Origin of the sequence: Rahnella sp. AA (assembly GCF_002834385.1) — a bacterium.
Lineage (GTDB): Bacteria > Pseudomonadota > Gammaproteobacteria > Enterobacterales > Enterobacteriaceae > Rahnella.
In genome coordinates this window covers 124372-150309 of sequence record NZ_PITQ01000011.1, presented here as the reverse complement: position 1 = coordinate 150309, position 25938 = coordinate 124372, and the positions used below count along the sequence as shown (strand labels likewise).

General features: G+C 50.7%; 27 protein-coding genes, 1 tRNA gene and 2 pseudogenes. 20 read left to right on the top strand and 10 right to left on the bottom strand.

Features of this window, described 5'->3' with window-relative positions:
* Nucleotides 1–47 precede the first annotated feature (47 nt).
* Both CWS43_RS22320 and pfkB read right to left on the bottom strand, forming a co-directional pair.
* Nucleotides 48–488 carry a DUF1198 domain-containing protein gene (locus tag CWS43_RS22320; RefSeq protein ID WP_101079318.1) on the bottom strand — a complete coding sequence of 147 codons (441 nt, stop codon included), beginning with the start codon at nucleotides 486–488 and terminating at the stop codon, nucleotides 48–50.
* Nucleotides 489–647: 159 nt separating this feature from the next.
* The gene (pfkB, locus tag CWS43_RS22315) at nucleotides 648–1592 is read right to left on the bottom strand and encodes a 6-phosphofructokinase II (protein ID WP_101079317.1); all 945 of its coding nucleotides are present in this window, start codon (nucleotides 1590–1592) and stop codon (nucleotides 648–650) included.
* Between the two features lie 185 nt (nucleotides 1593–1777).
* Here pfkB and CWS43_RS22310 point away from each other — a divergent pair, with 185 nt between their 5' ends.
* Nucleotides 1778–2308 (top strand): class IV adenylate cyclase, encoded by a 531-nt coding sequence (locus tag CWS43_RS22310; RefSeq protein WP_101079316.1) that lies wholly within the window; start codon nucleotides 1778–1780, stop codon nucleotides 2306–2308.
* A 75-nt stretch (nucleotides 2309–2383) separates the two neighbouring features.
* On the opposite strand, the gene ygfZ is transcribed toward CWS43_RS22310, so the two are convergent.
* Nucleotides 2384–3376 carry a tRNA-modifying protein YgfZ gene (gene ygfZ / locus CWS43_RS22305; protein WP_101079315.1) on the bottom strand — a complete coding sequence of 331 codons (993 nt, stop codon included), beginning with the start codon at nucleotides 3374–3376 and terminating at the stop codon, nucleotides 2384–2386.
* 279 nt (nucleotides 3377–3655) lie between these two features.
* Between ygfZ and sdhE the strand changes: the two genes are divergently transcribed.
* Together sdhE and CWS43_RS22295 are read left to right on the top strand one after the other, a co-directional pair.
* On the top strand, nucleotides 3656–3922 hold the full coding sequence (gene sdhE / locus CWS43_RS22300; RefSeq protein ID WP_101079357.1) for an FAD assembly factor SdhE: 267 nt from the start codon (nucleotides 3656–3658) through the stop codon (nucleotides 3920–3922).
* Complete coding sequence (locus CWS43_RS22295) at nucleotides 3903–4355, top strand: protein YgfX (RefSeq protein ID WP_101079314.1); 453 nt, start codon at nucleotides 3903–3905, stop codon at nucleotides 4353–4355. The genes sdhE and CWS43_RS22295 overlap by 20 nt, the downstream gene beginning before the upstream one ends.
* 33 nt (nucleotides 4356–4388) lie before the next feature.
* Here the strand turns inward: CWS43_RS22295 and fldB are convergent, their stop codons facing one another.
* A complete protein-coding gene (gene fldB / locus CWS43_RS22290; RefSeq protein WP_101079313.1) occupies nucleotides 4389–4907 on the bottom strand; it encodes a flavodoxin FldB in 519 nt (172 codons plus the stop codon).
* A 99-nt stretch (nucleotides 4908–5006) separates the two neighbouring features.
* On the opposite strand from fldB, the gene xerD reads away from it, so the two are divergent.
* From xerD to CWS43_RS22240, 10 genes and pseudogenes are all read left to right on the top strand, one after another.
* The gene (gene xerD, locus CWS43_RS22285) at nucleotides 5007–5966 is read left to right on the top strand and encodes a site-specific tyrosine recombinase XerD (RefSeq protein WP_101079312.1); all 960 of its coding nucleotides are present in this window, start codon (nucleotides 5007–5009) and stop codon (nucleotides 5964–5966) included.
* Between the two features lie 25 nt (nucleotides 5967–5991).
* On the top strand, nucleotides 5992–6711 hold the full coding sequence (dsbC, locus tag CWS43_RS22280) for a bifunctional protein-disulfide isomerase/oxidoreductase DsbC (protein WP_101079311.1): 720 nt from the start codon (nucleotides 5992–5994) through the stop codon (nucleotides 6709–6711).
* A gap of 6 nt (nucleotides 6712–6717) precedes the next feature.
* Nucleotides 6718–8451, top strand: a complete 1734-nt coding sequence (gene recJ, locus CWS43_RS22275; protein WP_101079310.1) for a single-stranded-DNA-specific exonuclease RecJ — start codon at nucleotides 6718–6720, stop codon at nucleotides 8449–8451.
* 130 nt (nucleotides 8452–8581) lie between these two features.
* Nucleotides 8582–9680, top strand: a protein-coding gene (gene prfB, locus CWS43_RS22270; RefSeq protein WP_101079309.1) for a peptide chain release factor 2 whose coding sequence is annotated in 2 segments (ribosomal slippage) — nucleotides 8582–8656 and nucleotides 8658–9680 — 1098 coding nt in all. Because the reading frame shifts where the segments join, the coding sequence is not laid out codon by codon here.
* Between the two features lie 9 nt (nucleotides 9681–9689).
* Nucleotides 9690–11219 carry a lysine--tRNA ligase gene (gene lysS / locus CWS43_RS22265; RefSeq protein WP_101079308.1) on the top strand — a complete coding sequence of 510 codons (1530 nt, stop codon included), beginning with the start codon at nucleotides 9690–9692 and terminating at the stop codon, nucleotides 11217–11219.
* A 149-nt stretch (nucleotides 11220–11368) separates the two neighbouring features.
* A tRNA-Gly gene (locus CWS43_RS22260) sits at nucleotides 11369–11442 on the top strand.
* Between the two features lie 197 nt (nucleotides 11443–11639).
* A pseudogene (locus CWS43_RS22255) lies at nucleotides 11640–12065 on the top strand (tyrosine-type recombinase/integrase); the annotation flags it as partial.
* A gap of 324 nt (nucleotides 12066–12389) precedes the next feature.
* The gene (locus CWS43_RS22250; RefSeq protein WP_101079307.1) at nucleotides 12390–12875 is read left to right on the top strand and encodes a PAAR domain-containing protein; all 486 of its coding nucleotides are present in this window, start codon (nucleotides 12390–12392) and stop codon (nucleotides 12873–12875) included.
* Nucleotides 12876–12878: 3 nt separating this feature from the next.
* On the top strand, nucleotides 12879–14429 hold the full coding sequence (locus tag CWS43_RS22245) for a colicin E3/pyocin S6 family cytotoxin (RefSeq protein WP_101079306.1): 1551 nt from the start codon (nucleotides 12879–12881) through the stop codon (nucleotides 14427–14429).
* Nucleotides 14426–14680, top strand: a complete 255-nt coding sequence (locus CWS43_RS22240) for a hypothetical protein (RefSeq protein ID WP_101079305.1) — start codon at nucleotides 14426–14428, stop codon at nucleotides 14678–14680. Before CWS43_RS22245 ends, CWS43_RS22240 begins: the two co-directional genes overlap by 4 nt.
* A 237-nt stretch (nucleotides 14681–14917) precedes the next feature.
* On the opposite strand, the pseudogene CWS43_RS22235 reads toward CWS43_RS22240, so the two are convergent.
* From CWS43_RS22235 to CWS43_RS27300, 3 genes and pseudogenes are all read right to left on the bottom strand, one after another.
* Nucleotides 14918–15577: pseudogene (locus CWS43_RS22235) on the bottom strand (Kiwa anti-phage protein KwaB-like domain-containing protein).
* Nucleotides 15578–15863: 286 nt separating this feature from the next.
* On the bottom strand, nucleotides 15864–16463 hold the full coding sequence (gene kwaA, locus CWS43_RS22230; RefSeq protein WP_101079304.1) for an anti-phage protein KwaA: 600 nt from the start codon (nucleotides 16461–16463) through the stop codon (nucleotides 15864–15866).
* A 212-nt stretch (nucleotides 16464–16675) separates the two neighbouring features.
* Complete coding sequence (locus CWS43_RS27300) at nucleotides 16676–16876, bottom strand: hypothetical protein (RefSeq protein WP_157825428.1); 201 nt, start codon at nucleotides 16874–16876, stop codon at nucleotides 16676–16678.
* Between the two features lie 158 nt (nucleotides 16877–17034).
* Here CWS43_RS27300 and CWS43_RS22225 point away from each other — a divergent pair, with 158 nt between their 5' ends.
* Together CWS43_RS22225 and CWS43_RS22220 are read left to right on the top strand one after the other, a co-directional pair.
* A complete protein-coding gene (locus tag CWS43_RS22225; RefSeq protein ID WP_101079303.1) occupies nucleotides 17035–17172 on the top strand; it encodes an ash family protein in 138 nt (45 codons plus the stop codon).
* Between the two features lie 75 nt (nucleotides 17173–17247).
* Nucleotides 17248–17499 carry a helix-turn-helix transcriptional regulator gene (locus CWS43_RS22220; RefSeq protein ID WP_101079302.1) on the top strand — a complete coding sequence of 84 codons (252 nt, stop codon included), beginning with the start codon at nucleotides 17248–17250 and terminating at the stop codon, nucleotides 17497–17499.
* 72 nt (nucleotides 17500–17571) lie between these two features.
* Here the strand turns inward: CWS43_RS22220 and argG are convergent, their stop codons facing one another.
* Both argG and CWS43_RS22210 read right to left on the bottom strand, forming a co-directional pair.
* The gene (gene argG, locus CWS43_RS22215) at nucleotides 17572–18936 is read right to left on the bottom strand and encodes an argininosuccinate synthase (RefSeq protein ID WP_101079301.1); all 1365 of its coding nucleotides are present in this window, start codon (nucleotides 18934–18936) and stop codon (nucleotides 17572–17574) included.
* A gap of 277 nt (nucleotides 18937–19213) precedes the next feature.
* A complete protein-coding gene (locus CWS43_RS22210; RefSeq protein WP_198555903.1) occupies nucleotides 19214–20119 on the bottom strand; it encodes a LysR family transcriptional regulator in 906 nt (301 codons plus the stop codon).
* A gap of 136 nt (nucleotides 20120–20255) precedes the next feature.
* Here CWS43_RS22210 and CWS43_RS22205 point away from each other — a divergent pair, with 136 nt between their 5' ends.
* From CWS43_RS22205 to CWS43_RS22185, 5 genes are all read left to right on the top strand, one after another.
* Nucleotides 20256–21395 (top strand): M20 family metallopeptidase, encoded by a 1140-nt coding sequence (locus tag CWS43_RS22205; RefSeq protein ID WP_101079299.1) that lies wholly within the window; start codon nucleotides 20256–20258, stop codon nucleotides 21393–21395.
* 362 nt (nucleotides 21396–21757) lie between these two features.
* The gene (locus CWS43_RS22200) at nucleotides 21758–22438 is read left to right on the top strand and encodes a nucleoside recognition domain-containing protein (RefSeq protein WP_101079298.1); all 681 of its coding nucleotides are present in this window, start codon (nucleotides 21758–21760) and stop codon (nucleotides 22436–22438) included.
* On the top strand, nucleotides 22431–22898 hold the full coding sequence (locus tag CWS43_RS22195; protein ID WP_101079297.1) for a YjiG family protein: 468 nt from the start codon (nucleotides 22431–22433) through the stop codon (nucleotides 22896–22898). Before CWS43_RS22200 ends, CWS43_RS22195 begins: the two co-directional genes overlap by 8 nt.
* Nucleotides 22899–22933: 35 nt before the next feature.
* Complete coding sequence (locus CWS43_RS22190) at nucleotides 22934–24037, top strand: amidohydrolase (RefSeq protein ID WP_101079296.1); 1104 nt, start codon at nucleotides 22934–22936, stop codon at nucleotides 24035–24037.
* A 117-nt stretch (nucleotides 24038–24154) separates the two neighbouring features.
* Nucleotides 24155–24583, top strand: a complete 429-nt coding sequence (locus CWS43_RS22185) for a molybdopterin-binding protein (RefSeq protein WP_101079295.1) — start codon at nucleotides 24155–24157, stop codon at nucleotides 24581–24583.
* 145 nt (nucleotides 24584–24728) lie between these two features.
* On the opposite strand, the gene CWS43_RS22175 is transcribed toward CWS43_RS22185, so the two are convergent.
* Nucleotides 24729–25913: a sugar transporter gene (locus CWS43_RS22175; protein ID WP_101079294.1), complete on the bottom strand. Its 1185-nt coding sequence runs from the start codon at nucleotides 25911–25913 to the stop codon at nucleotides 24729–24731.
* Between the last annotated feature and the right edge of the window lie 25 nt (nucleotides 25914–25938).

Genomic DNA, 25938 nt, shown 5'->3' with positions numbered 1-25938 from the left:
CAAAAAAAATGGCCCCGTCAGGGCCATCGGTGAAGCGCTTTTGAACATCAGACCAGGTGGATCTGATTATAGGTATCGTTGTAATCACGACGAAACTGCGCCAGTTCGAAAGGCTCAATGTCGAGTTCAGCAAAATAGAACAGCGCCAGTTCGGCGTGCTCGCTGCTGAGCTGTGGCGGCAGGTGCGCTCGCACCAGGATGTTTCGCCAGCGGACAATATTCTCTTCCGAAGGATCTTTAATAAATGTCTGATAAATAAAAACAACGTAGGCCGCTTTGCGGATCTCTTCAGCATAGCCACCGCTGATTGAGCGGATAAACATCTGGCTCTGTCGTTTGCCCATTTCCAGCAGCATTGAATCAATGTAAACCGGCTTAATTTTCAACAGACTGGCGAGAGAAGCGTTCGCTTTACGGGTGTCTGCCGTCATAAACCAATAACCCACAATAAAAACCACAACAATTGCAGCAAGCATAATCCATATCATTCTGGACTCTGGCCTCCGGCCTTTTCTGGCGTGATGTGAAAGGTGCATGCAACACCCGATGCTGCGAGTTTATCTGCTAATGAAAGGAAATACGTGAAGGTGTGACAAAGAATTTGCGCTCCGCGACGCCGGAAGACCTCGCGGAGTACATTCAGGGCATTAATGTGCCAGTGTTTGCTGGCATAAATACTGATAAATCTGCTGAGTATCTTTATCCGAACATAACCTTGTGCCGATGTTCAGCGTCGCGGCGCTGCCTGCAGCAACCCCGAAGCGCACGATATCGGGTAAATCAGCACCGGTGGCGAGTTTGAGCGTCATCGCGCCCACCATGCTGTCACCTGCACCAACGGTACTCATTTTTTTCACCGGCGGCGGAACCACCTGGAATGAACCTTGTGCATCAACGGCCAGAGCACCCTGCGGCCCGAGTGAAACCACGACGCGCTCGGCTCCGCCTTCGCGGATAATTTTCTGCGCCGCGGCCAGCACGTCGCCCGGGTTTTCCAGCGGACGACCGACCAGCGCCGAAAGCTCATTCAGGTTCGGTTTCACCAGCGCCAGGCCGCCCAGTTTCAGGCCTGCTGCCAGCGCGTCGCCGGAACTGTCGAGAATGCAGCGTACACCGGCGTTCTGCGCTTTGTGGATAAGATCAGTTAAGGCGTTGATATGCGTCCCTGGCGGCAGGCTTCCGCTGATCACCAGTATTGAACCGGCAGGGATATTTTCGATTTTTTTACTCAGGCTGGCGAATTCAGCTTCCGTCAGGCGAGCACCGGGCATGACAAACCGGTATTGTTCACCGGTATTTTCGGTATGGACGTGCAGGTTTTGCCGCGTCCAGTCCTGGGTCTCAACCGTTTCGGTTACGATCCCTTCATCACGCAATAATTGTTCCAGATGTGCGCCAGTCGGGCCGCCAATTGGGAACAGTGCCGTGGCCTGTCCGCCCAGATGTACAATGGCGCGGGCGACGTTAATTCCGCCCCCGCCCGGCTCAAAGACCGGTGCGGTACAGCGGAGTTTCCCTTCGGGGTAAATCTTAGGGGTCAGCGTGGCACTGTCGAGTGAAGGTGCCAGAGTTAGCGTTACAATTTTTGTCATCATCGTTCCCTCAATTTTCCAAAAACTCCCCTGAGGGTAGCACCTTGATCTGATTTTGCAGCCTCTGATTGCGTATTTAGTAAGCGAGATCAAACCTCCTTGCCGCGGAGCATTCCGTCACGGTAAGGTCAACGGATGTTCATCAAAGACACGTAAAAAAGAGTCAACTTTTAAGGGAGTAAGTGATGGCCAGAAATATTGAGATTAAAGCAAGGGTTGATGATTTTTCAGCGCTGTACGAAAAGGTTGCGCTGATATCCGATGGATTACCGGACATTATTGAGCAGGACGATACCTTTTTTATCTGCCCTCATGGGCGCCTGAAACTGCGTACATTGTCGGCGGATCGTGGTGAACTGATCTTCTACCAGCGTCCGGATCAGGCGGGCCCCAAAACCAGTTTCTATACGCTTTCCGAAACTCACGATCCTGACAGTCTGCGCGAAACACTCACACTGGCTTACGGCGTGGCAGGCCGGGTTATCAAACAACGAACGCTCTTTATGCTTGGCCAGACGCGTCTGCACCTCGATCGGGTAAAAGGGTTGGGTGATTATCTGGAGTTCGAAGTGGTGCTCGATGAAAACGAAACGCCGGAGCAGGGCATTGCGGTGGCTGAGGAACTGCTCGAACGGCTGGGGATAGACCGGCAGGAACTGGTGGATCAGGCGTATGTCGATTTGCTGAATCAGAAAGGTAAACATCACCACGCGTAATCCGGATATCACGGTGTGATTTGCCGCCTTCTTTTGACCGTGCGGTCATGAAGAGGGCGGCAGAGAGCTTTCAGATTACTTTGTCTCTTCCAGCGAATACGGCAGCGGCTGGATATTTAAAAGGCTGGTCGTATCGTCGCGTACGCGCAGGCTGGCATCGGCTTCCAGATCGTTATTAAGAACGGCCTGAACCCAGACAGTGCCATCACTGAGCTGAACCGCGGCCAGCACGGTGCCCGTACGACGCCAGTTTTCGCCGAGTTGCAGTTCGAGATCGTCAGCGGGAACCGGTACTTTCGAGGCTTTACCGGATAACCAGTACAGCGCGCGCTTGTTCGCGCCGCGGTATTTCGCACGTGCGACCATCTCCTGACCGGCATAGCAACCTTTGGTGAAACTGATGCCGTCCAGCGCCTGAATATTGGTGGCTTGCGGAATAAATTGTGCGGTGTTGGCGGTATCAATAACCGGGAAACCGGCTTCAATATCCAGCGCCAGCCACTGCTGACTGTCGTTGCGCTGCGCCTGTTCACCCAGTTCTTCAACCACCTGACGGGCTTTTTCCGGGCTGGTCACGATCAGGTAGCGTTCTGCCGGCAGGCAGAAATGTAACAGGGTCGTTTCATCCTGCTGTACGACAGGTTGTTGCGCGGTCGGCAGGGTTGAGAATAACCCGGTCAGCGCAGCGCTGGCCTGAAAACCGGCCACGCCGAGTAGCACAACGTCATCGTCGGCAGTGAACGTAATTTTCGAAAATACCGCGTATTTCTTTATTTCGGCCAACTGAGTATCACGCAGATTGCGGCGCTCAATATAGGCCATGCCATCGCCGCGCGTGAACAGACGCAGGTTGCTCCACATTTTCCCTTTGGCGTCACAGTGGGCGCAAAGAATGTGGTGATCGACCGGCAGGGCATCGATGTCTGCCGTCACCTGACCTTGCAGGTATTTCACCGTGTCGGCTCCGGTCATGGTCACCAAAGCCCAGTCTTCCAGTGAAATCAGGGTCAGCGGCAGATGAGAAGATGCCGAAGGTTTTTGCGGTGGAAAGGGGAATTCGTTAGCCATTTTCTAATCCCGGTCTGTGAAATGTGACTGATACCTCATGGTAAAAGAGCCCACTGGCTTTGAAAACAGTTATTGGTGCCTTTTACGGGATGCCTTCCAGAGAATGTAAAGCAGATGACACGTTTACATCTGATTTTCCGTGATATCACGTAGATTGACAAAACAGGGCACTGAAAAGTTACTTCGCTTGCCGCACCGCTGGTAGAATCAGGGGAGAAATAGAAAATTCACATTCTGTATCCCAACAAAAAGAGTCTTGTTATGGAAAGCAAAAACCAACTGGATATTAATAATAGATCCCGCGTCCACTGGGCTTGTCGTCGTGGAATGCGTGAACTGGATATTTCCATCATGCCGTTTTTTGAGCATGAATATGATTCGCTGAGCGATGCTGATAAAGAGGTGTTTGTCCGCCTGCTGACCTGTGATGATCCTGATCTTTTTAACTGGCTGATGAATCACGGCGAGCCGAAAGACACCGAATTGCAACGCATGGTCGCGCTCATCCAGACACGAAACAAATCCCGTGGCCCTGTGGCGATGTGATCTCAGGGTGTCCTGGCGTAGTCAGCTTATTTCATTGGGATGTTACGGTGGAATAATGTTGCTGATTTTGCTGGCACCCTGGCCTGCGGGCTACTGGCCGATATGGATGACACTGCTGTTGCTGGTGCTGTTTGAATGCATCCGCAGCCAGCGGCGTATCACTGCGCGTACCGGCGAGATTATCCTGCTCGAGGATAACCGCCTGTTGTGGCGTGGCCATGAATGGCAGATTAAGCAGCCAGTATGGATGATAAGCAGCGGCGTGCTGCTCTCGCTGCGGCGTGAAAAACGTAAAGGCGGGCTGGCGCAGGCAATGCGCAGTTCAAGGCAGCGGTTGTGGCTGGCTTCGGATTGCATGAGTCAGGAAGAGTGGCGGCGTTTGCGGCAAATACTGCTTAATGGTGCTCCGCGCAGCCCGGCGGAACCGGGCTGAGATACTGATGCTTCGCAGACGGTGCCAGTTATGTCAGAGCAATGCATCCATTTCCAGCAGGATCTGTTCGCACCACTTTTGCAGGCGCTCTTCGGTGAGATCAAACTGGTTTACGTCGTCGAGCGCGAGGCCGACAAAATGTTTTCCGTCGGCGCTGAGCGGTTTCGGGCTGGTGAATTCGAAACCTTCCGTGGGCCAGAAACCGATGAAGTGAACGCCCATTGGAACTAACTGATGATAAAGCATGCCGAGCGCGTCGAGGAACCACTCGCTATAACCGAGCTGATCGCCCATGCCGTACATGGCGACAATTTTTCCGCGCAATTTTAGCGTAGGCAGCTCATTCCAGACGGCTTCCCAGTCTTCCTGGATCTCGCCGAAATCCCATGTCGGGATACCGAGGATCAGAATGCTGTAGTCTTCCATCTTATCGGGATCAACATCTTTTATATTGTGTAAATCAACCAGCTCTTCGCCCAAAATATCGCGAATTTTCTCCGCAGCCATTTCGGTGTAGCAGGTGCTGGAACCGTAGAAAAGTCCAATTTTCATACTTGCTGCCATAACGTTATTAGAATACCAATGGCTGGCAGTGTAGCAGATTTGGGCGAATGAAAGGCATAATGGCCGTCGTGAGTAAGAGGAGTCGGGATGCCAAAACAAGATAATGTGAACCCTCAGGAAAGCACCCCTGAGCAGGCACAGCAAGCGGTTAACCAGGCCGATCAGGGCATAACTGAACAGTTTCTGGATATGCTCTGGATCGAGCGCAGTCTTGCAGAAAACACGCTGTCCTCGTACCGTCAGGATTTGAAATCCTTACTGGGCTGGTTACATCACCACAATACCAATCTGCTGCATGTCAGCGTGGAAGACCTGCAATCATTTCTGGCTGAACGCGTTGAAGGCGGCTATAAAGCCACCAGTTCCGCTCGTTTGCTGAGTGCGATGCGCCGTTTGTTCCAGTATATGAACCGCGAGTCGATGCGTCAGGATGACCCGACCGCACTGTTGTCTTCGCCAAAATTACCGCAGCGTTTACCCAAAGATCTCAGCGAAGCGCAGGTTGATGCGTTGCTGGCTTCTCCCAGTGTCGATGTCCCTCTCGAGTTGCGTGATAAAGCTATGCTGGAGTTGCTTTATGCCACGGGGTTGCGTGTTTCCGAACTGGTCGGGCTGACGCTGAGTGATCTCAGCCTGCGCCAGGGTGTGGTGCGGGTTATTGGTAAAGGTAATAAAGAACGACTGGTGCCGATGGGCGAAGAAGCCGTCTACTGGATAGAGAATTATTTTGAACACGGCAGGCCGTGGCTGTTGAACGGGCAATCGCTGGATGTCGTGTTTCCCAGTAGCCGCGCGCAGCAAATGACGCGCCAGACCTTCTGGCATCGAATCAAACACTATGCGATCCTTGCCGGCATTGATGCGGAGCGTTTGTCTCCCCATGTTTTGCGTCACGCTTTTGCAACCCACCTGTTGAACCACGGTGCTGACCTGCGCGTCGTACAAATGTTGTTAGGCCACAGTGACTTATCAACGACTCAAATTTATACCCATGTAGCGACTGAACGACTCAAACAGCTACATCAACAACATCATCCCCGCGCATGATATGCCGGAGAAAAAGGACGACATGATGAAAAAAGGTCTAATGCTGCTGACATTTTTGGCTGCGTGTATGAGTTCCGCAGCCCACGCTGATGAAGCAGCAATCAACGCCGCGCTGACTAAACTGGGCATGAGCCATGCCGAGGTTCAGCCGACGCCGGTCACAGGCCTGAGTGCGGTTTCGACCGACAGAGGAGTGATTTATATCACCGATGATGGCAAGCATATTTTGCAAGGCCCGATGTATGACGTCAGCGGCCCGCATCCGGTTAATGTGACGAACAAGACGCTGGTGAAAAAGATGGACGCGCTGCAAAGCGAAATGATCATCTACAAAGCCAAAAACGAAAAACACGTCATCACCGTGTTCACGGATATCACCTGCGGCTATTGCCACAAGCTGCACCAGCAAATGCAGGACTATAACGATCTCGGCATTACCGTGCGTTATCTGGCGTTCCCTCGCCAGGGGCTGAACTCTAAAACCGAGAAAGACATGCAGTCGATCTGGTGTACGGGTAACCGTAAAACCAATTTTGATGCTGCCATGCGTGGTGATGACATTACGCCCGCCAGCTGCAAAACCAGTGATATTGCGAAACATTTCGAACTGGGCGTTCAGTTCGGTGTGACAGGCACTCCGGCCATCGTGCTGGAAGACGGTACTTTGATTCCTGGCTATCAGCCGCCAAAAGAAATGGCCGCTATGCTCGACCAGCAGGATCCTTCACATAAAACCGGTGGTTGATTTTTCGTGACCTTGCAGACTCAACTTCGCCGCCGTACAGCGGCGACTGGCGTGGAACTTCCCGCCGAACTTTCGCCATTATTGCGCCGGTTATACCTGGCTCGTGGTATCACCCAAAGCGAAGAGCTCGAACGCAGCGTGCGTGGAATGTTGCCGTATCAGCAGCTTGATGGCATTGATACCGCAGTAGCATTGTTGCAAAAAGCGCTGGCTGAACGCCTGCGCATTATCATCGTCGGTGATTTTGATGCAGACGGCGCAACCAGCACGGCACTCACGCTGCTTTCTTTGCGCAGTATGGGCTGCGGAAATCTGGATTATCTGGTGCCGAACCGTTTTGAAGACGGTTATGGCCTCAGTCCGGAAGTGGTGGAACAGGCGGCATCCCGTGGCGCGGAACTGATCCTGACCGTCGACAACGGGATCTCTTCACATGCCGGCGTTTTGCTGGCGCATGAGAAGGGTATCCAGGTGTTGGTGACTGACCACCACTTGCCGGGCGACACTCTGCCGGAAGCTGAAGCGATTATTAATCCGAATTTGCACGGCTGTGAGTTTCCGTCCAAATCTCTGGCAGGCGTTGGCGTTGCGTTTTACCTGATGCTGGCACTGCGCAGTGCGCTACGCGATAGCGGCTGGTTTGAAAAAAACGGTCTGGCGATCCCTAATCTTGCGGAACATCTGGATCTGGTGGCACTGGGGACGGTGGCGGACGTTGTACCGCTCGATGCTAACAACCGCATCATGGTGTATCAGGGGCTGAACCGTATTCGGGCGGGAAAATGCCGTGCCGGTATCCGTGCGCTGTTGGAGGTCTCTGGCCGTGAAGCCCGTACTCTGTGCGCCAGTGATTTAGGTTTCGCGCTGGGGCCACGGCTTAACGCGGCAGGCCGGCTTGACGACATGTCTGTTGGTGTGGCGCTGTTGCTGAGCGACGATATCGGGCAGGCGCGTGCCTTAGCCAGCGATTTGGATGCGCTGAACCAGACCCGTCGTGAGATTGAACAGGGTATGCAGGCCGAAGCATTGACGCTCTGCGACAAACTGGAGCACAGCGCGGAGGCTTTGCCGCTCGGGCTTGCGATGTACCATCCTGAATGGCATCAGGGTGTGGTCGGTATTCTGGCTTCGCGCCTGAAAGAGCGTTTTAATCGCCCGGTTATTGCGTTCGCACCGGCAGGCGACGGTATTCTCAAAGGTTCCGGCCGCTCGATTGCAGGTTTACATATGCGCGATGCGCTGGAGCGCCTGGATACGCTCAATCCTGGCCTGATGATGAAGTTTGGCGGCCATGCAATGGCGGCAGGTTTATCACTCGAAGAGGGTAAATTCGACGAATTTCGCGATCGTTTTGCGGAACTGGTTGGCGAATGGTTGGATCCATCGCATCTCGAAGGTGTGATCTGGTCGGACGGTGAACTTTCTGCGCATGAACTGACGATTGATACCGCCGAAATGTTACGTGATGGCGGCCCGTGGGGGCAGGCGTTCCCGGAGCCGACGTTTGACGGCACTTTCCGCATTCTGCAACAAAAGCTGCTGAAAGAACGCCATCTCAAGCTGATGATCGAACCCGTTGGCGGCGGTCCTCTGCTTGATGGTATTGCGTTTAATATCGATCCCACATTCTGGCCGGACAGCAGTATTCGTGAAGTGCAGCTGGCATACCGCCTGGATATCAATGAATTTCGTGGAAATCGCAGTGTTCAACTGATCATTGAACATTTGTGGCCGAAATAAGCGGTTTTCATCCCGAATAAAGCCTGCAAAAAAAACGCTCGTTGCTATAAAAATACCGCTAATTCCGTTAGAATCGGCGGTTCGAATGGCATTGGGCCAACTCCGAATCTAACGTAAGACGCGAAAAATCATGTTTGAAATTAATCCGGTTAAAAACCGCATTCAGGACCTGTCCGAGCGGACAGTCGTTCTTCGGGGGTATCTTTGACTATGATGCCAAGAAAGAGCGCCTCGAAGAAGTAAACGCCGAGCTGGAACAGCCGGACGTCTGGAACGAACCTGAACGCGCACAGGCGCTGGGCAAAGAACGTTCCTCTCTGGAAGCCATCGTTGAAACCATTGATGAGTTACTGCAGGGTGCGGAAGATGTCACCGGCCTGCTGGAATTGGCGGTTGAAGCTGATGACGAAGACACGTTCAATGAAACTGTCGCCGAGCTCGACGCACTGACCGTCAAGCTGGAACAGCTGGAGTTCCGTCGTATGTTCTCCGGTGAATACGACAGCGCGAGTTGCTATCTCGATATTCAGGCGGGCTCCGGGGGTACGGAAGCACAGGACTGGGCGAGTATGTTGCTGCGTATGTATTTGCGCTGGGCTGAAGCCAAAGGCTTTAAAACGGAAGTGATTGAAGAGTCTGACGGCGAAGTCGCAGGCCTGAAATCCGCTACCATCAAGATTATCGGCGATTATGCTTTCGGCTGGCTGCGCACTGAAACCGGCGTCCATCGCCTGGTTCGTAAAAGCCCGTTCGATTCCGGCGGCCGTCGCCATACATCTTTCAGTTCCGCGTTTGTATATCCGGAAGTGGATGATGATATCGAGATCGAAATTAACCCTGCCGACCTGCGTATCGACGTATATCGCGCGTCAGGTGCGGGTGGTCAGCACGTCAACAAAACGGAATCTGCGGTACGTATTACCCACCTTCCGACCAATATTGTGACCCAGTGTCAGAACGACCGCTCCCAGCATAAGAACAAAGATCAGGCCATGAAGCAGATGCGTGCGAAGCTTTATGAGTATGAAATGCAAAAGAAAAATGCGGACAAACAGCAGCTGGAAGACAACAAGTCTGACATCGGCTGGGGTAGCCAGATTCGTTCTTACGTGCTGGACGATTCCCGTATTAAAGATTTACGTACGGGTGTCGAAACGCGAAATACGCAGGCCGTATTGGATGGCGACCTGGATAAATTCATTGAAGCCAGTTTGAAAGCCGGGTTATGAGGAACCAAAATGTCTGAGCAACAACCAACAGCGCCAAGCGCAGAAAACGTACCAGATCTTAATAACGAGCTGAAAGCGCGTCGTGAAAAACTGGCTTTACTGCGCGAATCCGGCATCGCTTTCCCTAACGATTTCCGTCGTGACAGCATCTCTGATGAACTGCATGCGAAATACGGCGAGAAGACGAACGAAGAGCTTGAAGCGTTAAACATCGAAGTCACTGTCGGTGGCCGTATGATGACCCGCCGCATCATGGGCAAGGCCTCTTTCGTGACCCTGCAGGACGTTGGCGGCCGCATCCAGCTTTACGTTGCGCGCGATGACCTTGCGGAAGGCATTTACAACGAGCAATTCAAAAAATGGGATCTGGGCGATATCCTGGGCGCGACCGGTAAACTGTTCAAAACCAAGACTGGCGAGCTGTCGATCCACTGTTCTGAACTGCGTTTGCTGACCAAAGCGCTGCGTCCGTTGCCGGATAAATTCCACGGTTTGCAGGATCAGGAAGCGCGTTACCGTCAGCGTTATTTAGATCTGATCGCCAACGACGATTCCCGTAAAACCTTCAAGATTCGTTCTCAGATCATGTCTGGTATCCGCAGCTTCATGGTGGAAAACGGCTTCATGGAAGTCGAAACCCCGATGATGCAGGTGATCCCGGGCGGTGCAGCAGCGCGTCCGTTCATCACTCACCACAATGCGCTCGATATCGACATGTACCTGCGTATCGCACCGGAACTGTATCTGAAACGTCTGGTTGTCGGCGGTTTTGATCGTGTGTTCGAGATCAACCGTAACTTCCGCAACGAAGGCGTTTCTCCGCGTCACAACCCAGAGTTCACTATGATGGAACTCTACATGGCATACGCGGATTATAAAGACCTGATCGTGTTGACCGAAACCCTGTTCCGCACGCTGACTGAATCCGTTCTGGGCAGCAGTGTTGTGCAGTACGGCGACCAGACTTTCGATTTCGGCAAGCCTTTCGCCAAGCTGACCATGCGTGAAGCTATCTGCAAATATCGTCCTGAAACCAACGTTGCCGATCTCGACGACCTGGCGAAAGCGACCGCGATTGCAGAATCTATCGGTATCAAAATCGAGAAGAGCTGGGGTCTGGGCCGTATCGTGACGGAGATCTTCGAAGAAACTGCCGAAGCGCAGCTGATTCAGCCAACCTTCATTACTGAATACCCTGCAGAAGTTTCTCCGCTGGCGCGCCGTAATGATGAAAACCCGGAAATCACTGACCGTTTCGAATTCTTCATCGGTGGTCGTGAAATCGGTAACGGCTTCTCCGAGCTGAATGACGCAGAAGACCAGGCGCAGCGCTTTGCTGACCAGGTTTCTGCGAAAGATGCAGGCGATGACGAAGCGATGTTCTATGACGAAGACTACGTGACAGCGCTGGAACACGGCCTGCCACCGACTGCGGGTCTGGGCATCGGTATCGACCGTATGGTGATGTTGTTCACGAATAGCCACACTATTCGCGACGTGATCCTGTTCCCGGCAATGCGCCCTCAGACGCAAAAATAAGCTTCGCCGGAAACAACAAAGGGCGCTCCGGCGCCCTTTTTCGTGTCTGAGATCACGTCAGATGCTAACTGCTTAAAACTCCAGCGCTTATCTGCATTCACGCCTTGCTCCGCCGTCGTAACCGGTTATAATGCCAGTCGCACACCGATGCGGGTGTAGTTCAATGGTAGAACGAGAGCTTCCCAAGCTCTATACGAGGGTTCGATTCCCTTCACCCGCTCCAAAATGTCCTCCAGTAGTATCTCAAAAAGTCCTCTAAACCCAGTAAATACGCGCCTTAAGCCACTTTATCGCTCTGGCCTTGTCCTCTGCTATCTATTGAAATCTACCCCAGTCTTGGGGGTATATATGGGGGTATCAGGTTGTTCACCCTGTAAAAATAACCCCAGCAGAGCGATGTTCTCCACGAGATACCCCCAAATGAAACTCAACGCCAGACAGGTAGAGACTTCCAAGCCGAAATAGAAAGCCTACAAGCTTGCCGATGGTGGCGGGCTGTTCCTGCTGGTCAATCCAAACGGCTCACGTTACTGGCGCATGAAGTATCGGATAGGCGGTAAAGAAAAATTGCTGGCCGTGGGGGTATATCCTGAAGTGTCTCTGGCTGAAGCCCGCACCATCAGAGATGAAGCCAAAAAATTACTTAACGCAGGCGGCGATCCCAGCGAAAACAAGCAGCAGGTAAAACATGCCCGGTTGGGTGATGCTTCCAATACGTTCGAGCAGATAGCGCGTGAGTGGTATGCCCGTCGCTATGATCGCTGGTCTGATTCATACCGCACTGAAATGCTTAAAACGTTTGAGGCCGATGTTTTCCCGGTGATCGGCCACCGGCCAATTAGCGAATTTATGCGGCCACCGAAAAAAGTGAAAGCCGAAACAGAGCGGTTGCGCCTTGGTCCTAATGGCGGTGACGTGATCGTCGTTCATAATGCGCTGGTGGTGCTTAGTGCCCTCCACGTTTTAAGCGAAGTTTAAGCGCTTAACCGTTCGCCTATTCTGTTAATTAACTCTGGCTCCCACCTATTTAAATCCTCACTTGAAAACGGAGATTTAAGATAAAAAAGCCCAAAATGCTAAGTGCTTGAGGTTTATTGGCTAAAAAATTTGGCTTAAGTTTCATGCTGAGTATCATGCGCGCTATACACATGACAAGTACAAGGAATAAGCATGGATACGCAGTACACCAACGCACTGACACCGGATATTTTAGCCGGTATGGATAAATCGCCGTTTTCTTCGATAGACATTGCTGCCATGAGTGACGAGGCCCGAGAGTTGGTCCGGGAGCAGGAGGAATATCTCCACCAGTACCCGGTAACCGCCCTCTGGCGACAGGCGACGGTGGGAAGCCTCACCCGTCGGGGCGGTGTTGTCTCTTCTGGCAGATCCGGGGGCCAGGTGGTGAACAGCAGCGGCGAACTGGTCGCATTTTCCCTGGTCGGGGACGAAGTGACTTACCCGGACGGTTCTGTCGCGACAATTGTCAGCGGCTCGGGGAGCAGCATATCCAGTAACGGCAAGGGTTACGCGCTGGTTGGCAGTGTTCTGAGTAATGGGGATGAAATTATCAGCACTCCGCAGGATATTGCTGTTTTGTGCTGCCATGCAGGGGAAACCATGCCGGATGATTTTCTGATCGTCGTGGCGAGGTAAGGCATGTATCGCGAAGACTGTTATGGCCGGGGGTTGGTACTGCACGGCGACAAGACCACCACCGGCGCGAGCTGCATCAGCTCGATGCCGAACGCCTCAAATATCAACCTGGGTATTGTGCGCAAAGGGGATAAAACCACGCCCTGTCCGAAGTGTGGCAAGCCCGGCACGATAGCGAACGGTGAGGGAAAGGCTCTGTATGGCGGACTACCGGCCGCCGTTGATCTCTGCGAGGTCCTGTGCGGTTGCCCGCCGGGTAGCAATAAAGTGATTGCTCCGGCCGGGCAATGGCTAGGCCGTGGACCCTCTCCTGAACAGCAAGCCTGGGTGAAACGAGACGCAGAAATTGCCGCCGCCGCAGCATTCTGGGCAGCACAAGAGGCGATAGAACAGGCGAAGCGCTCTGTGCCGGTGTTTGCGAAGTCGTGCAAGCGTGGGGCGGGTAACACCGAAGCCGGTACAAGTGAGGAACCACACATTAACTTTGGGCGTGTCGGGTACTACTTACCCGCGCCTATCGATACCACACCACCGGAGCCAGTACAGCACGCACAGGCGGCAAAGCGTAAACCGTCAAAGGCCGGTAAGAATTCAGATGATACCTTACCCTGGTATCAACGGATTTTTGGCACAAAACCGGACGCGCCAGCGCAGGCCGGTATGCCACTGACTGCTCCTGTTGCAACGGGTGCCGGAGCTGAACTGGCGGCGGCGGGCTGGCAGGGTTTGCGGTATGCAGGCGGTGGATTTATGACGGCTGGCCGCTGGTTGGTGAGAACGTCCCCCACTGGCGCCGCGGTAATTGGCATGTTGCCCGGCACCCTGAACGAAGGCGAACCGGATATGCTGGCCGGTAGTCAGCTGGCGGCGCTGGCCGGAAAGTCAGCCCCGACCCGTATCCGGTTTCAGTGGGTGAATGATAACTACGGGCGTTTAAAACCGGTGGCGTATCACATTGGCGCTGATAGCGGTCTGGATCAGGTGCGTGTGCGCTCGATGAAGCGGAACCGTTTTACTGGGAACTACGAGTTCTGGGCAGATGGCGCCGATAAGCCAACGATAGTCTGGACGCCGGACGAAGTGGAGTTTAAAGCGCCAGCCAATACCGGCAACCGGGACGAACCGTATTTACCTTCGACTATCACAGTACTACCGTTACCAAGCGCAGGGGAAGTAGGCAGCTCGTCAACCTCACTGCCGATCCCGGATGAAAAATCGTTTGATGATTACATCCTGGTGAATCTGCCGCACGGTATGCCGCCGATTTATATTTATCTGAGTAATGACCATAAATATCATGTGGCACCAAAAGGAAATCCACCATTACAAGCATTCCCTGATGCCCAAAAGGCGAAGAAAAAAACGCCGGTAAAAGGAGGTGGAACCCTTCGTTCTCGCTGGAAAGATAATAGCGGGAAAATTTATGAATGGGATTCGCAGCACGGTACTGTTGAGATGTATGACAGAACAGGGCGCAAGCATTTGGGGGAGTTTGATCCTATAACTGGTGAGCAAACGAAGCCCGCCGATCCGACTAGGAGTGTTGAAAAATGACAATGATATATACAGTGGATGCGTTCAACCGAACGGATGAACTGCTTGATTTTGAAATTGAAATTCCTAAAGAAAAATTACCTGATATATCTATGGTTATGAATTGGTCTGCATCTGATTATAACGATTTTGTTGCTGGTTTGGGTGGATTTGATCTCAGGGAGGAGCAAGTAAAGGCGATAGAAGATATTTTGAATAAGCGCTTTTTCAGGGATGACCTCGATTTTCAAATAAGCAGCGGTGAAATGTAGACTAAAGAGTACAGCAGCCACAAAAGGTTGGATTTTTGAAGTCCCGTTCTGAAAAAAAAACGGGGCTTTTCAATTTCTCTGTCTGAAAGACGATAGTTCAGGACGTATAATTTTGATAAAGCATTTTGTTTATAAATTGTGTTATTATTTTCACGTAATAATATTTTTATATTGATTTTTATTAATATAGCCCCGAATTATAGACTATTCTAGGGCTAAGATGTACGATAAGAAAACTCATGGTGCTTTAAGTTCATCTTTTGCTAATGAGTCATAGAGGATTTTTGTTAAAGGGGACTCTAAATAATCATCACTCATAAGTTTAATGAAATGATTTTGAGATTTTTTCGTTTTAATAATTAATTGCTTTCCATCCTCGCTGATTATCATTACTGTTGAAAGATAGCTATGCTGCTTAACATAATCAATGATAACTGAAGCATCTATTTTTCCCAATACTGGAGAATGTTTAGATATTTTGGCTAGCTTTCTCGAAAATGCTATTTCCTTAGCATTGCTTTCAAGGTGAGAAATATCTTCTATTAATAATTATTCTTTCAAAGATTTTAATGCTATAGCTGCCTGAGCTATAATGACCTGATGAAATTGCATTGTTATTTCGAGTGTTTTTTGATTCTTTATTATGTATTGATCATCAATTAATGCAAGATCATAGTTGAAGTCTAATCTAAAAACTTGGTCAGGTAGTTCTTTTAAATACCCATCAGGGTCAGGTACTAAATTAAAAAGTTTGCGACTCTGTTCAAACACGGTAAGATTACTTTTGTTCTTATAAAGCGATAAACATTTATCTTTTCCGCGTAATTGAATTATAATCCCCTTAATGTCCTTGAACTTGTTCTCAAAATCGTAAAACTCTTGAGAGTTAGGTGGCATGCTTATCGCGGATTTTATGAAATCAAATTCCTTCGGCTTCTGATTATAGTCAAATAAAAACAAGGCGTTTTTTCTGTCATCGTAATTTGAAAGTAATGGAGTAGTTAGATCATCGTTTTCAAGAATATCCTCATTTAGTCTATTTTTAAACCCTTCCAATATTTTTGGAATTGCTTCTGCCTCTATTCTAGAAAGTTTCAATGCATATTCCCCTCCATCGTTTACCAAAAATATGACTCTAATTCCAGTGAAATTTTCAAAAATATCCTGAATGCTTTTCTTCAAATTATCTGGCTTCATTATTTTTCCTTGCTATGAAAACGTAGTCATCAAAAAAGCTATAAAAAACATAATCATCAACTTTCAATATGTCCGTAGAAATTGCAATTATATTTTTAACTTCGCAACTACCTGGGTATGAAATGTCAACTTTATATAATTTATATCCAAATAAAGCTAGTGTAGGGTTGGCGTAATATTTATCGGTTTTAATAAAAACTAGTCCGATGACAATTATTAATAAAAGGTAAGCTATGTTTTTTTGTGTGTCTTCAAAGCTAAACCCCATGAATGGAACAATATATGTTGCTAAAAAAGTTAGGCTTTCATAATTCTCGCTCTTGCAAGATGTTATTTTGACACAATCGGACTGATTAATCTTCGTTAATGAGCTAAAGCGTCGATAGAAATAAAGTGAGAATGCGATGAATGCTATACAAATTAGAGGGATAATATTGGTTATTGTTAACTGATAAAACCCTATGAATTCGCAGTTTGACCCAAAGCAAATTGGTAGTTTTGCACTTAAAATTATAATAAAAACAAAAAGCATCATCAAAGACAGTATGTAGAGACCTATCTTATTGAACGTGCCTTTACGGTTCATTTCTCCTCCTTATTTTAGCTATGATAAGTAAATTTTAATAATGTATGCAACTAAATTATAACAATCAGCACTGTTTATTTATACAGTTATAATGTGTTTTTTTTTCTCATTTTTTAGAGAATTGTTGAATATCAATAGGTTATGATATGCGATAAATTCACATCTCAATATAGAATCTATCTGCATATTATTGGAAGAGAATGAAGATTAATTTATAGAGGGTTACTTTTTGTAATGACGATAAAATCTTGAAAAATTAAAGTGGTATGGCTGACAAGCATTCCACTAAAGCTAAAAATCGATACAAATAAACTCCCCCTCCGCAGGTGAAGGAGCATGCCCGCGATCCCTGCAACTCCCTGCAAACCTTTAAATTTATCTGGAATCATTAGCTCAGTTTCATTCTTACCCACTTGGTTTCGTCGCGCGCTTTACGCTATAGTCGCCTCGCTGCGGCAAAATCCGCAGCCGGGCGTGAGAACCCGTCTAATCTACTAGTGACAGCATAAATTTTGCGTCACCGCTTTTGCCTACCTGTTATACATACTTTTGATGGTATTTATGACGTTCTATGGTGGCTCAGGCGGGGCTGACTTCGGTCAGGCCGGTAGCTAGTGGAGCCGGTATTCTCACCCCCGTCTGGGCTACCACCCAAGAGCGTGAGAACTCCAGTGGTAGCTTTACAACTAATCCACTGGAAATTGAATAATGAAAACTTCGCATAATCCCACCTTTTTACCTTTCCCACACTCCCCTGTACTCCTGATATCAGGAGCACAAGCTTATGAATAAACAAGACTGGCATCAGGCAGATATTATTGCGGCGTTACGCAAGAAGGGCACGACATTGGCGGCGGTATCTCGTGCGGCAGGATTAAGTTCTTCGACGCTATCGAACGCGCTTTCACGTCCATGGCCGAAAGGGGAAATACTGATAAGTCAGGCGATTGGCGTTCATCCTGCGGTGATCTGGCCGAGCCGTTATTATGACCCTAAAACACATCAGTTAGTAGAACGCCGTATACGAAGTCATTAGATGCTAATTATTGAGCGGGCAGGGCAGCAGTAATGATGATTATCCCGCCCGCTCATTTTAAGCTAACAACAATTACTTGTTCTTATCCTGTAATCCGCGCGCTGGCAGATTATTGTTATCCACCTGCGGTAAACCGGTAGAGGCAGAAGATGTCAGCAACCCTGTCTCAACATAGTTATGCAACTTCTCGCGGGTATCGGTGATATCCAGATTACGCATGGTCAGCTGACCGATACGGTCATCCGGTGAGAACACGGAATCCCCTTTCTCCATGGTCAGGCGCTCTGGTTTGTAAGTCAGATTCTCAGACACCGTATTCATGATGGTATAGTCATTGCCACGGCGCAGTTCCAGAGTCACCTCACCGGTGATTTCGCTGGCGACCCAACGCTGAGCGGAGTCACGCAGCATCAGGGCCTGAGGATCGAACCAACGGCCCTGATACAGCAGGCGTCCCAGCACGCGGCCATTTGCATGATATTGCTCAATGGTATCTTCGTTATGAATGCCGGTCAGCAGTCGTTCATAAGCGATGTGCAGAAGTGCCATCCCCGGGGCTTCGTAAATGCCACGGCTTTTGGCTTCGATAATACGGTTTTCGATCTGGTCGCTCATGCCCAAACCATGACGGCCGCCGATGCGGTTCGCTTCCATCATCAGGTCAACGCTGTCGTCAAAGACCACGCCGTTCAGGGCAACAGGGTAGCCGCGCTCAAAACGGACAGAAACTTCTTCCGCTTTCACGACGACATTCTCGTCCCAGAATTTTACGCCCATAATCGGGTTAACGATTTTTACGCCGGAATCGAGGAATTCCAAATCTTTGGCTTCGTGAGTCGCGCCCAGCATGTTGGAGTCAGTGGAATAGGCTTTCTCGGTCGACATTTTATAATCGAAACCGGATTGGATCATAAACTCTGACATCTCATGGCGGCCACCGAGCTCATCGATGAAATCGGTATCCAGCCACGGTTTGTAAATTTTCAGCTCAGCATTGGTCAGCAGGCCGTAACGATAGAAACGCTCGATATCGTTACCTTTATAAGTACTGCCGTCACCCCAGATGTTCACGCCGTCTTCTTTCATCGCGGCAACCAGCATGGTTCCGGTAACGGCACGGCCCAGCGGGGTGGTGTTGAAGTAAGTGACGCCTGCGGTGGTGTTATGGAACGCGCCACACTGAATGGCTGCAATCCCTTCTGCAACCAGTTGTTTACGGCAATCAATCAGGCGGGCTTTCTCTGCACCGTATTCCATCGCTTTACGCGGAATGGCGTCGTAATCCTCTTCATCAGGCTGGCCCAGGTTGGCCGTGTAGGCATAAGGAATCGCCCCTTTCTTCTGCATCCAGAGCAGCGCTGCACTGGTGTCCAGACCGCCGGAGAAAGCAATACCCACACGCTGATTGATAGGAAGGTGCTTAAGAATAGTTGTCATCGATAAAATCCTGTATGAATTAGGTCAGTCTGGTAGAAGTCTCAATGCCTATATTAATATCGCAAAACCGGCGTCGGGTAAAAGACATTTTGCATATTTATGCGCATTTTATTGCATGACTATTTAGTAATCACGCAAGGTTTGCGTTGTTTCATTCATAACATCTCAAAATCTTGAGGTGACATTTTTACCGGTTTTGTCCCGCAGATAACAGGTTAAAATTTAAAGCGGGAAGTCGCCAAAGTAAATCCACACTATCCCCTGCGCAGGGGAGTATTCACCGCTCATTCTGGCTCTGGAAAAAATTCAGCAGCAGCTGCCATAAATGATGCGCGGCCGGTGTATAGCGCCGGTCCGAGTTGCGCAGTAAATGGCACTGGGCTTCGGTAGCGATTGGGTGATCAATGGGCACGGCGACCAGAATGTTATGCCCGATACGTTCGCCTGCCGCCTGCGCGCTCATAAAGGAAATCCCCATCCCTGAAATACTCAGGCTCATGGCGGTGGAGAACAGGTTGCAACGGTAAGCGGGAGTGAACAGAAAGCCTTTACTCTGAAACATCGCGTTCATGTGGCGCTGCAAACCGAACGTCTCACTGAGCGAAATCAGCGGGTGCTTATTCAGCTCTTCAATCGATACCGTTTTCAGATGGGCGATTGGGTGCTGTGGATTGACCACCGCGCAAATCGGCCCCCACGGGAAACTGTGCCGCTTCAGCTCAGGGTTGCCAATGGGGCCGAAAGCCAGCGCCATATCCGCCTCCCCCTGTACAATCGACGCCAGCGTCTCCTGCATATTTCCCGCAACAATTTCGACGAAAACATTAGGGTACGACTTCGCGAAGTTTTTCAGCACATGTTCGACAAACGTATCGACCAGCCCGGCACCGACGCGAACGGTGACCGTGCCTCCTTTCATATAGCGCAAATCTTTTAAATGCCGCTCCAGTTTTTCACGGCGAATACGGCTTTCGAAAAAATCATCTGCCAGTAATTTCCCGGCTTCAGTCAGGACCACTGTCCGCCCGCTGCGTTCGAGCAAGGGCAATTGCAGCGTGCGTTCGAGCAGCGCGATCTGGCGGCTGATGACCGAGGCGTTGACCCCCAGGATATCGGCTGCGCGGCGGATACCCCCCTGAATCCCCACCTCGTAGAGATAACTGATCTGCTTTTCGTGGAACATTTGGCTCATAGATGAAGTCCGGCAACTGTTGACCAAAAGGCAACAATATAGTCATTGATACGACATTTATATTAAGGGATGGGTTGTAGATAATCAAAATTGACGACAAAACAGACATCCGACCTCGGGAAACACCATGCAAACCGCGTATGACTATCTGCAGCAACATGCCGCGCTGATCCTCAGTGACATTAAACGACTGGTTCAGGCGCAATCGCCTTCGCTGAATAAAACGGCGGTGGATAGTTGTGGCGAGGTGCTGCAAAGCATTATGGCTGAGCGGCTGGACGCGCAGGCGCAGGTTTATCCGCAGGAAACGCTGGGTAATCACCTGCTGTTTAGTGTCGGCAACGGGCCACAAGTGACCAGTATTCTTGGGCATTTCGACACGGTGTGGGAGTGCGGTGAGCTGGAGATGGTGGAAAAAGACGGTAAATTGTTTGGCCCCGGCGTTCTGGATATGAAAGGCGGCCTGGTGCAGGCGATTTGGGCCGTGCGGGCGCTGGTGCAAACCGGCGGGCTGGCGCAGCACCGTATTCAATTTATTTGTCCTTCTGATGAAGAGTTGGGAAGCCCATCGTCGCGCAAATGGATCGAACGCAGCGCGGCTGGCTCAGTGCGCGTTCTGGTGGCAGAACCGGCAGTCGCGCGTACCAATGAAGCTAAAATTGCCCGCAAAGGGTCTGGCCGGTTTGAGGTGAAAATCACCGGGCGTTCAGCGCATGCGGGCAATAATCCCGAGGACGGCATCAGTGCCGTTCAGGAGATGGCGCATCAGATTTTAGCTCTTCACAGCCTCAACGCACCGCAGGCCGGAACGACGGTGAATGTTGGCCTGGCAACCGGAGGCGGTAAGATCAACGTCGTTGCCGATCACGCGGTGTTGGGTGTCGATTTGCGCGTAACGAATATGGCGGAAGCCGCACGGGTCGAAGCGGCAATAAAAGGTTGTCAGCCGCATCTTGCCGGGGCTCAGGTTGTCGTGAGCGGCGGAATGTCCCGCCCGCCAATGGAACAGACGCCACAAAATCTGGCGTTATTTATTCAGGCACAGCAGTCCGCCCGGCGTCTGGGGATTGAGCTGAAAGGTAAAGCCGTCGGCGGTGGCAGTGACGGTAATTTTACCTCAGCCATGGGGATCCCAACGCTCGACGGGCTGGGCGCGACCGGTTCAGGCATTCACGCCAGAGATGAGCATATTATTATTGCGGATATTCCGCTGCGGGCAGCGCTCCTGGCTGAAATAATCCGTGGCGATGAGGGAACGGGTGTATGAAATGCTCATGAATGATGCATAACATAAAATACGCGGGCACTGAGTTGGTGCAGTAAATCCGATGTTGGTGCAATGAGTTATCGCGTTTTTTATTAAAAACTGACTTTTTACCCAAAAAGCCTTTATTACGATGAGGGCTATTTTTCATGTTTTATTTTTACCGTTTTTCCTCTTGTTTTTTGATTTATTTAAAAGTGAAAGTTGGCACGTTTCCTGCTGTATTAAAGATGATTGAGAATAAATGATGAGCAGGGTTCAGATGTTGAATAAATAATATTTTTCTCACAATCCGTTGATTGAAAACTGACGACAATCTTTATTTAAATTTTCATTTCAGATAAATACCAGAGAAAGGAAGTAACATGAGCGACACACGAATATCAGACGAGCGTTCCACTGTCGAAGTGGATGAATGGAAAGTCGGCAAGGGCGCCTATGTGTCGCTCATTGTCGTTATCCTGCTGTTCTCTGGTGCATTTTTGAAAGTTGACGGCATGGCATGGTTGGGCGCATTCGACTTTACCACGCTCGGGGGTTCATTCGGCACCATGAAAGGTGAAAGCAGCACCTTTGTGGGCGCGGGGGGCGTGAGTGCAAAAGCCGGTTTTCTGTTTGCGCTGTCCTTAGTCCCGACAGTCATGCTGGCGCTGGGATTGCTGGAAATATTTACGCATTATGGTGCTATCCGCGCGGCACATAAATTATTAACACCACTGCTTAAACCTGTATTAGGTATTCCCGGCCACACCGGCCTGGCATTAATTACCGACTTGCAAAGTACGGACGCCGGCGCCGCGTTAAGTAAAGAGCTTTACGATAATAAACAGGTGACAAAGAAAGATGTTGTGATTATGGGGGCCTGGCAATATTCCGGTGCCGGGTTGATCAATAACTATTTCTCTATCGGTTCCGCTATGTTTGCTTCATTAACGATGCCGGTCATTATTCCGCTGGTCGTTATGTTTGTCATGAAGTTTGTGGGCGCCGTATTTGTCCGTTTTATGTTGAACACTGTTTATAAAAGAGATTTCGATAATGAGTAATGCGACCCGAGTTTCCTCGAACCCGTTCGATATTTTTGTCGTCGGTGCACGCAAAGGTTTTAATATTGCCATCAACAACCTGATGCCTAACGTGGTGATGGCCTATGTGATTTCGGAAATGCTGAATTTGCTGGGCGTGATGACGCTGGTTGGCCATATCTTTGCGCCATTAATGGGGTTACTGGGGTTGCCGGGTGAAGCGGTTACCGTGTTGTTAACCTCATGGCTTTCCTCATCTGCGGGAACCGGTGTGGCGATAAGTCTGCTGACCAAAGGCACGTTGGATGTGACTCAAATCACCATCCTGGTGCCGGCGATCTTCCTGATGGGCTCGCAACTTCAGTACATGGGACGTCTGCTGGGTGTCGCTGATGTACCGAAAAAATACTGGCCGCTGCTGATGCTGACCAGTGTGCTCAACGCCATTATTTCAATGGTCCTGATGCGTATTTTTGCCTGATTCTGAAAAGACCTACATTTCCGGAGAGCCCGACAGTGTCGAAAGCTATTGAACATTATCAACATTTACATCTGATCCCTGAACTGGGTTTTGTCGAATTCAAAACGTCTGCCTATATCACGCAGGCGCTGGAAGCATCCGGTTTTAAGGTCACCAGCAACGTCAACGGTACCACCGGCATCGTGGCTGAAATCGACAGCGGAAAACCCGGCCCGGTCATGGCGCTGCGTGCTGACATGGACGCGCTCGGTCATATCATTGACGGTGAATTAGTGGCGCGGCATACCTGTGGTCACGATGGTCATTCCTCAGTGGTACTGGCCGCCGCACAGGAAATCATGCAGGAAGGCATTGTCAAAAAGGGGCGGCTGAAAATTCTGTTCCAGCCTGCGGAAGAGCTGGGAACCGGCGCACTGGCAATGGTAGAAGGCGGCGCTATTGATGATGTGGATATGCTGCTGGGGTTCCACGTCCGTCCTCTCGAAGAATGCCCGATGGGTAAAGCTGTGCCCGCCATGTATTACTCGGCCTGCGCCACAGTGGAAGCCATTATCACCGGTGTGCCTTCTCATGCGGCGCGCCCGCATTTGGGAATTAACGCGCTGGATGCTGCCGTCGCTGCCGTTCAGGCGGTGAATACCATCCATCTTGCACCGAGCCTGACTTACAGCGTGAAGGCGACCCGTTTTCTGTGTGATGCCGGCGTGACGAACTCTGTCCCTGCCCAGGCCCGCGTATGCTGGGATTTACGTTCTCAGCACAACGAGCCAATGGATGAGCTGAAGGCGAAAGTCCTTAAAGCCATCGAACACAGCGTAGCAGCGATAGGTGCCACGGCCGAAATTCATGTGATGAAAGAAATGCCTGCGGCGGAAGTGGACAGCGATGTGACCGCGATTATTGCCCAATCCATTGCAGAAGTTCTCGGCGCAGAAGGGCTGACTGAGCCGAAATTTACACCTGGCAGTGAAGATTTCTTCCATTACTCCCGCCAGCGTCCGGCGGTCAAAACCGGGTTCTGGGGGCTGGGCGCAAACCTGACGCCAGGCCTGCATCACCCTGAAATGCGCTTTGATCTTGAGGCGCTGGAAATTGGCGTCAGGGTCTTTAAAGGCTGTGTGACGAAAGTCTTAGGGTAAGTGTGCGCGCCGATCTTTATCCGGCCTGGCTGGCGGGAGCCTGTGTAGCTTGCCATTCCTAAAGCCATAGCATAATAATGGTTATTCCCGTCATACAGGATTTATCAAGGAGTGGAGATGAAAGTTTCAGCGCGTAATCAGCTTTCCGGTACAGTTTCGGCGGTTTTGGAAGGTGCGGTAAACGATGAAGTGATCTTGTCACTTGATACGGGCGAAAGCCTTGTGACCGTTGTGACCAAAAGTAGTGTGCAAACACTGGGTCTGGCTGTGGGTAAAAAAGCCATCGCGATTATCAAGGCACCGTGGGTAGTTCTTGCGTCGCCGGAGTGCGGTCTGAATTTCTCCGCCCGCAATCAGTTCATCGGCAAAATTGATGGAGTGAATATTGGCGCAGTGAATTCCTCTGTGACGCTCACTTCAGAAAAGGGTCTGGCGCTGACGGCGGTTGTCACCAATGACAGTGTAAACGAACTGAGCCTGAAACCGGGCGATACGGTTCTGGCGCTGGTCAAAGCGTCGAGTGTGATTTTAGCGACGCAAAAATAAGCCTGAACATGCCCGGTGACGGTTTTGCCGGGCCGGAAAAGTGGATCAAATCGCTGACAGGTAATCTGAAGTTATTGCGTTGATGCAATAAAAAAAGCCCGAATACGAGGAGCGTATTCGGGCTTTTTGACGCAATCTTTCCCAATCAGTTCGTCACTTTCAGCTGCGGATAGCGTTTGAAAATGGTCAGGCACCAGATGAACGCAATACATCCGAGCAGGCCACCGGCATAACCGACGTTGCTCATTTCCAGATGCAGACTCACCTGGTTGCCGATAAGCGCGCCCGCGCCAATACCGATGTTATAGATGCCGGAAAGCAGCGACATTGAAACATCAGTGGCGTCTGTCGCCAGCGCCAGCACCCGCACCTGCATAGCCAGGCCGATTATCATCATCGCCAGCCCCCAGATGACGCAAAGTATTGAAATAGCGACCGGATTCATCACCGCAACAAACAGCAGCAGCATGCTGAGCGTCACCATCAGGATAGGGCCGCTCAGCATAGCAGCCGGGAACCGGTTACCCAGCACGCTGAACAGAATGCTGCCGAAAATGCCTGCGCCGCCGAAAATCAGCAGCAGAAATGTCGTGAAGTTTTCACCCATATTGGCGACGGTCTGGATGAACGGCTCGATGTAGCTGTACGCCGTATAGTGAGCGGTCACTATCAATGCAGTCAGCACATACATCCCGACCAGTGCCGGGCGGCGGAACAACATCGGCACGCTTTTCAGCGAACCGGTGTGCTCGCTTGGCAGCGGCGGCAACAGCTTGATCAGGCAAATCAGCGTCAGCAACGCGACAACGCCGATACTCATGAACGTGGTACGCCAGCCGAGATACTGACCAATCAGACGGCCGAGCGGCAGCCCGAGAACCATCGCCAGCGCAGTGCCCGTGGCTAACATGCTGAGCGCCTGCGTTTTTTTACCCGCAGGTGCTACACGGATTGCCAGCGAAGCGGTGATCGACCAAAAAATAGCGTGGGTGAGGGCGATTCCGACACGGGAGGCGACCAGACTCCAGAAATCCCAGGCCACAACGGACAAAATGTGGCTGGCGATAAACAGGGTGAAAATAGCGATCAGTAAACGCTTTCGCTCGACATTACGGGTCAGCAGCATCAGCGGCAGTGACATCAGCGCGACAACCCACGCGTAGATGGTCAGCATCAGGCCAACCTGTGCTGTCTGCATGTTGAAACTGGCGGCGATGTCGGAGAGTAGCCCGACGGGCACGAATTCAGTGGTGTTGAAGATGAAGGCGGCAATAGCCATCATCACAACGCGAAGCCATGCTGTCCTGCGCGAAACGGTATCAGATTGCATTGAAATTTATGACTTATAAGAAGAT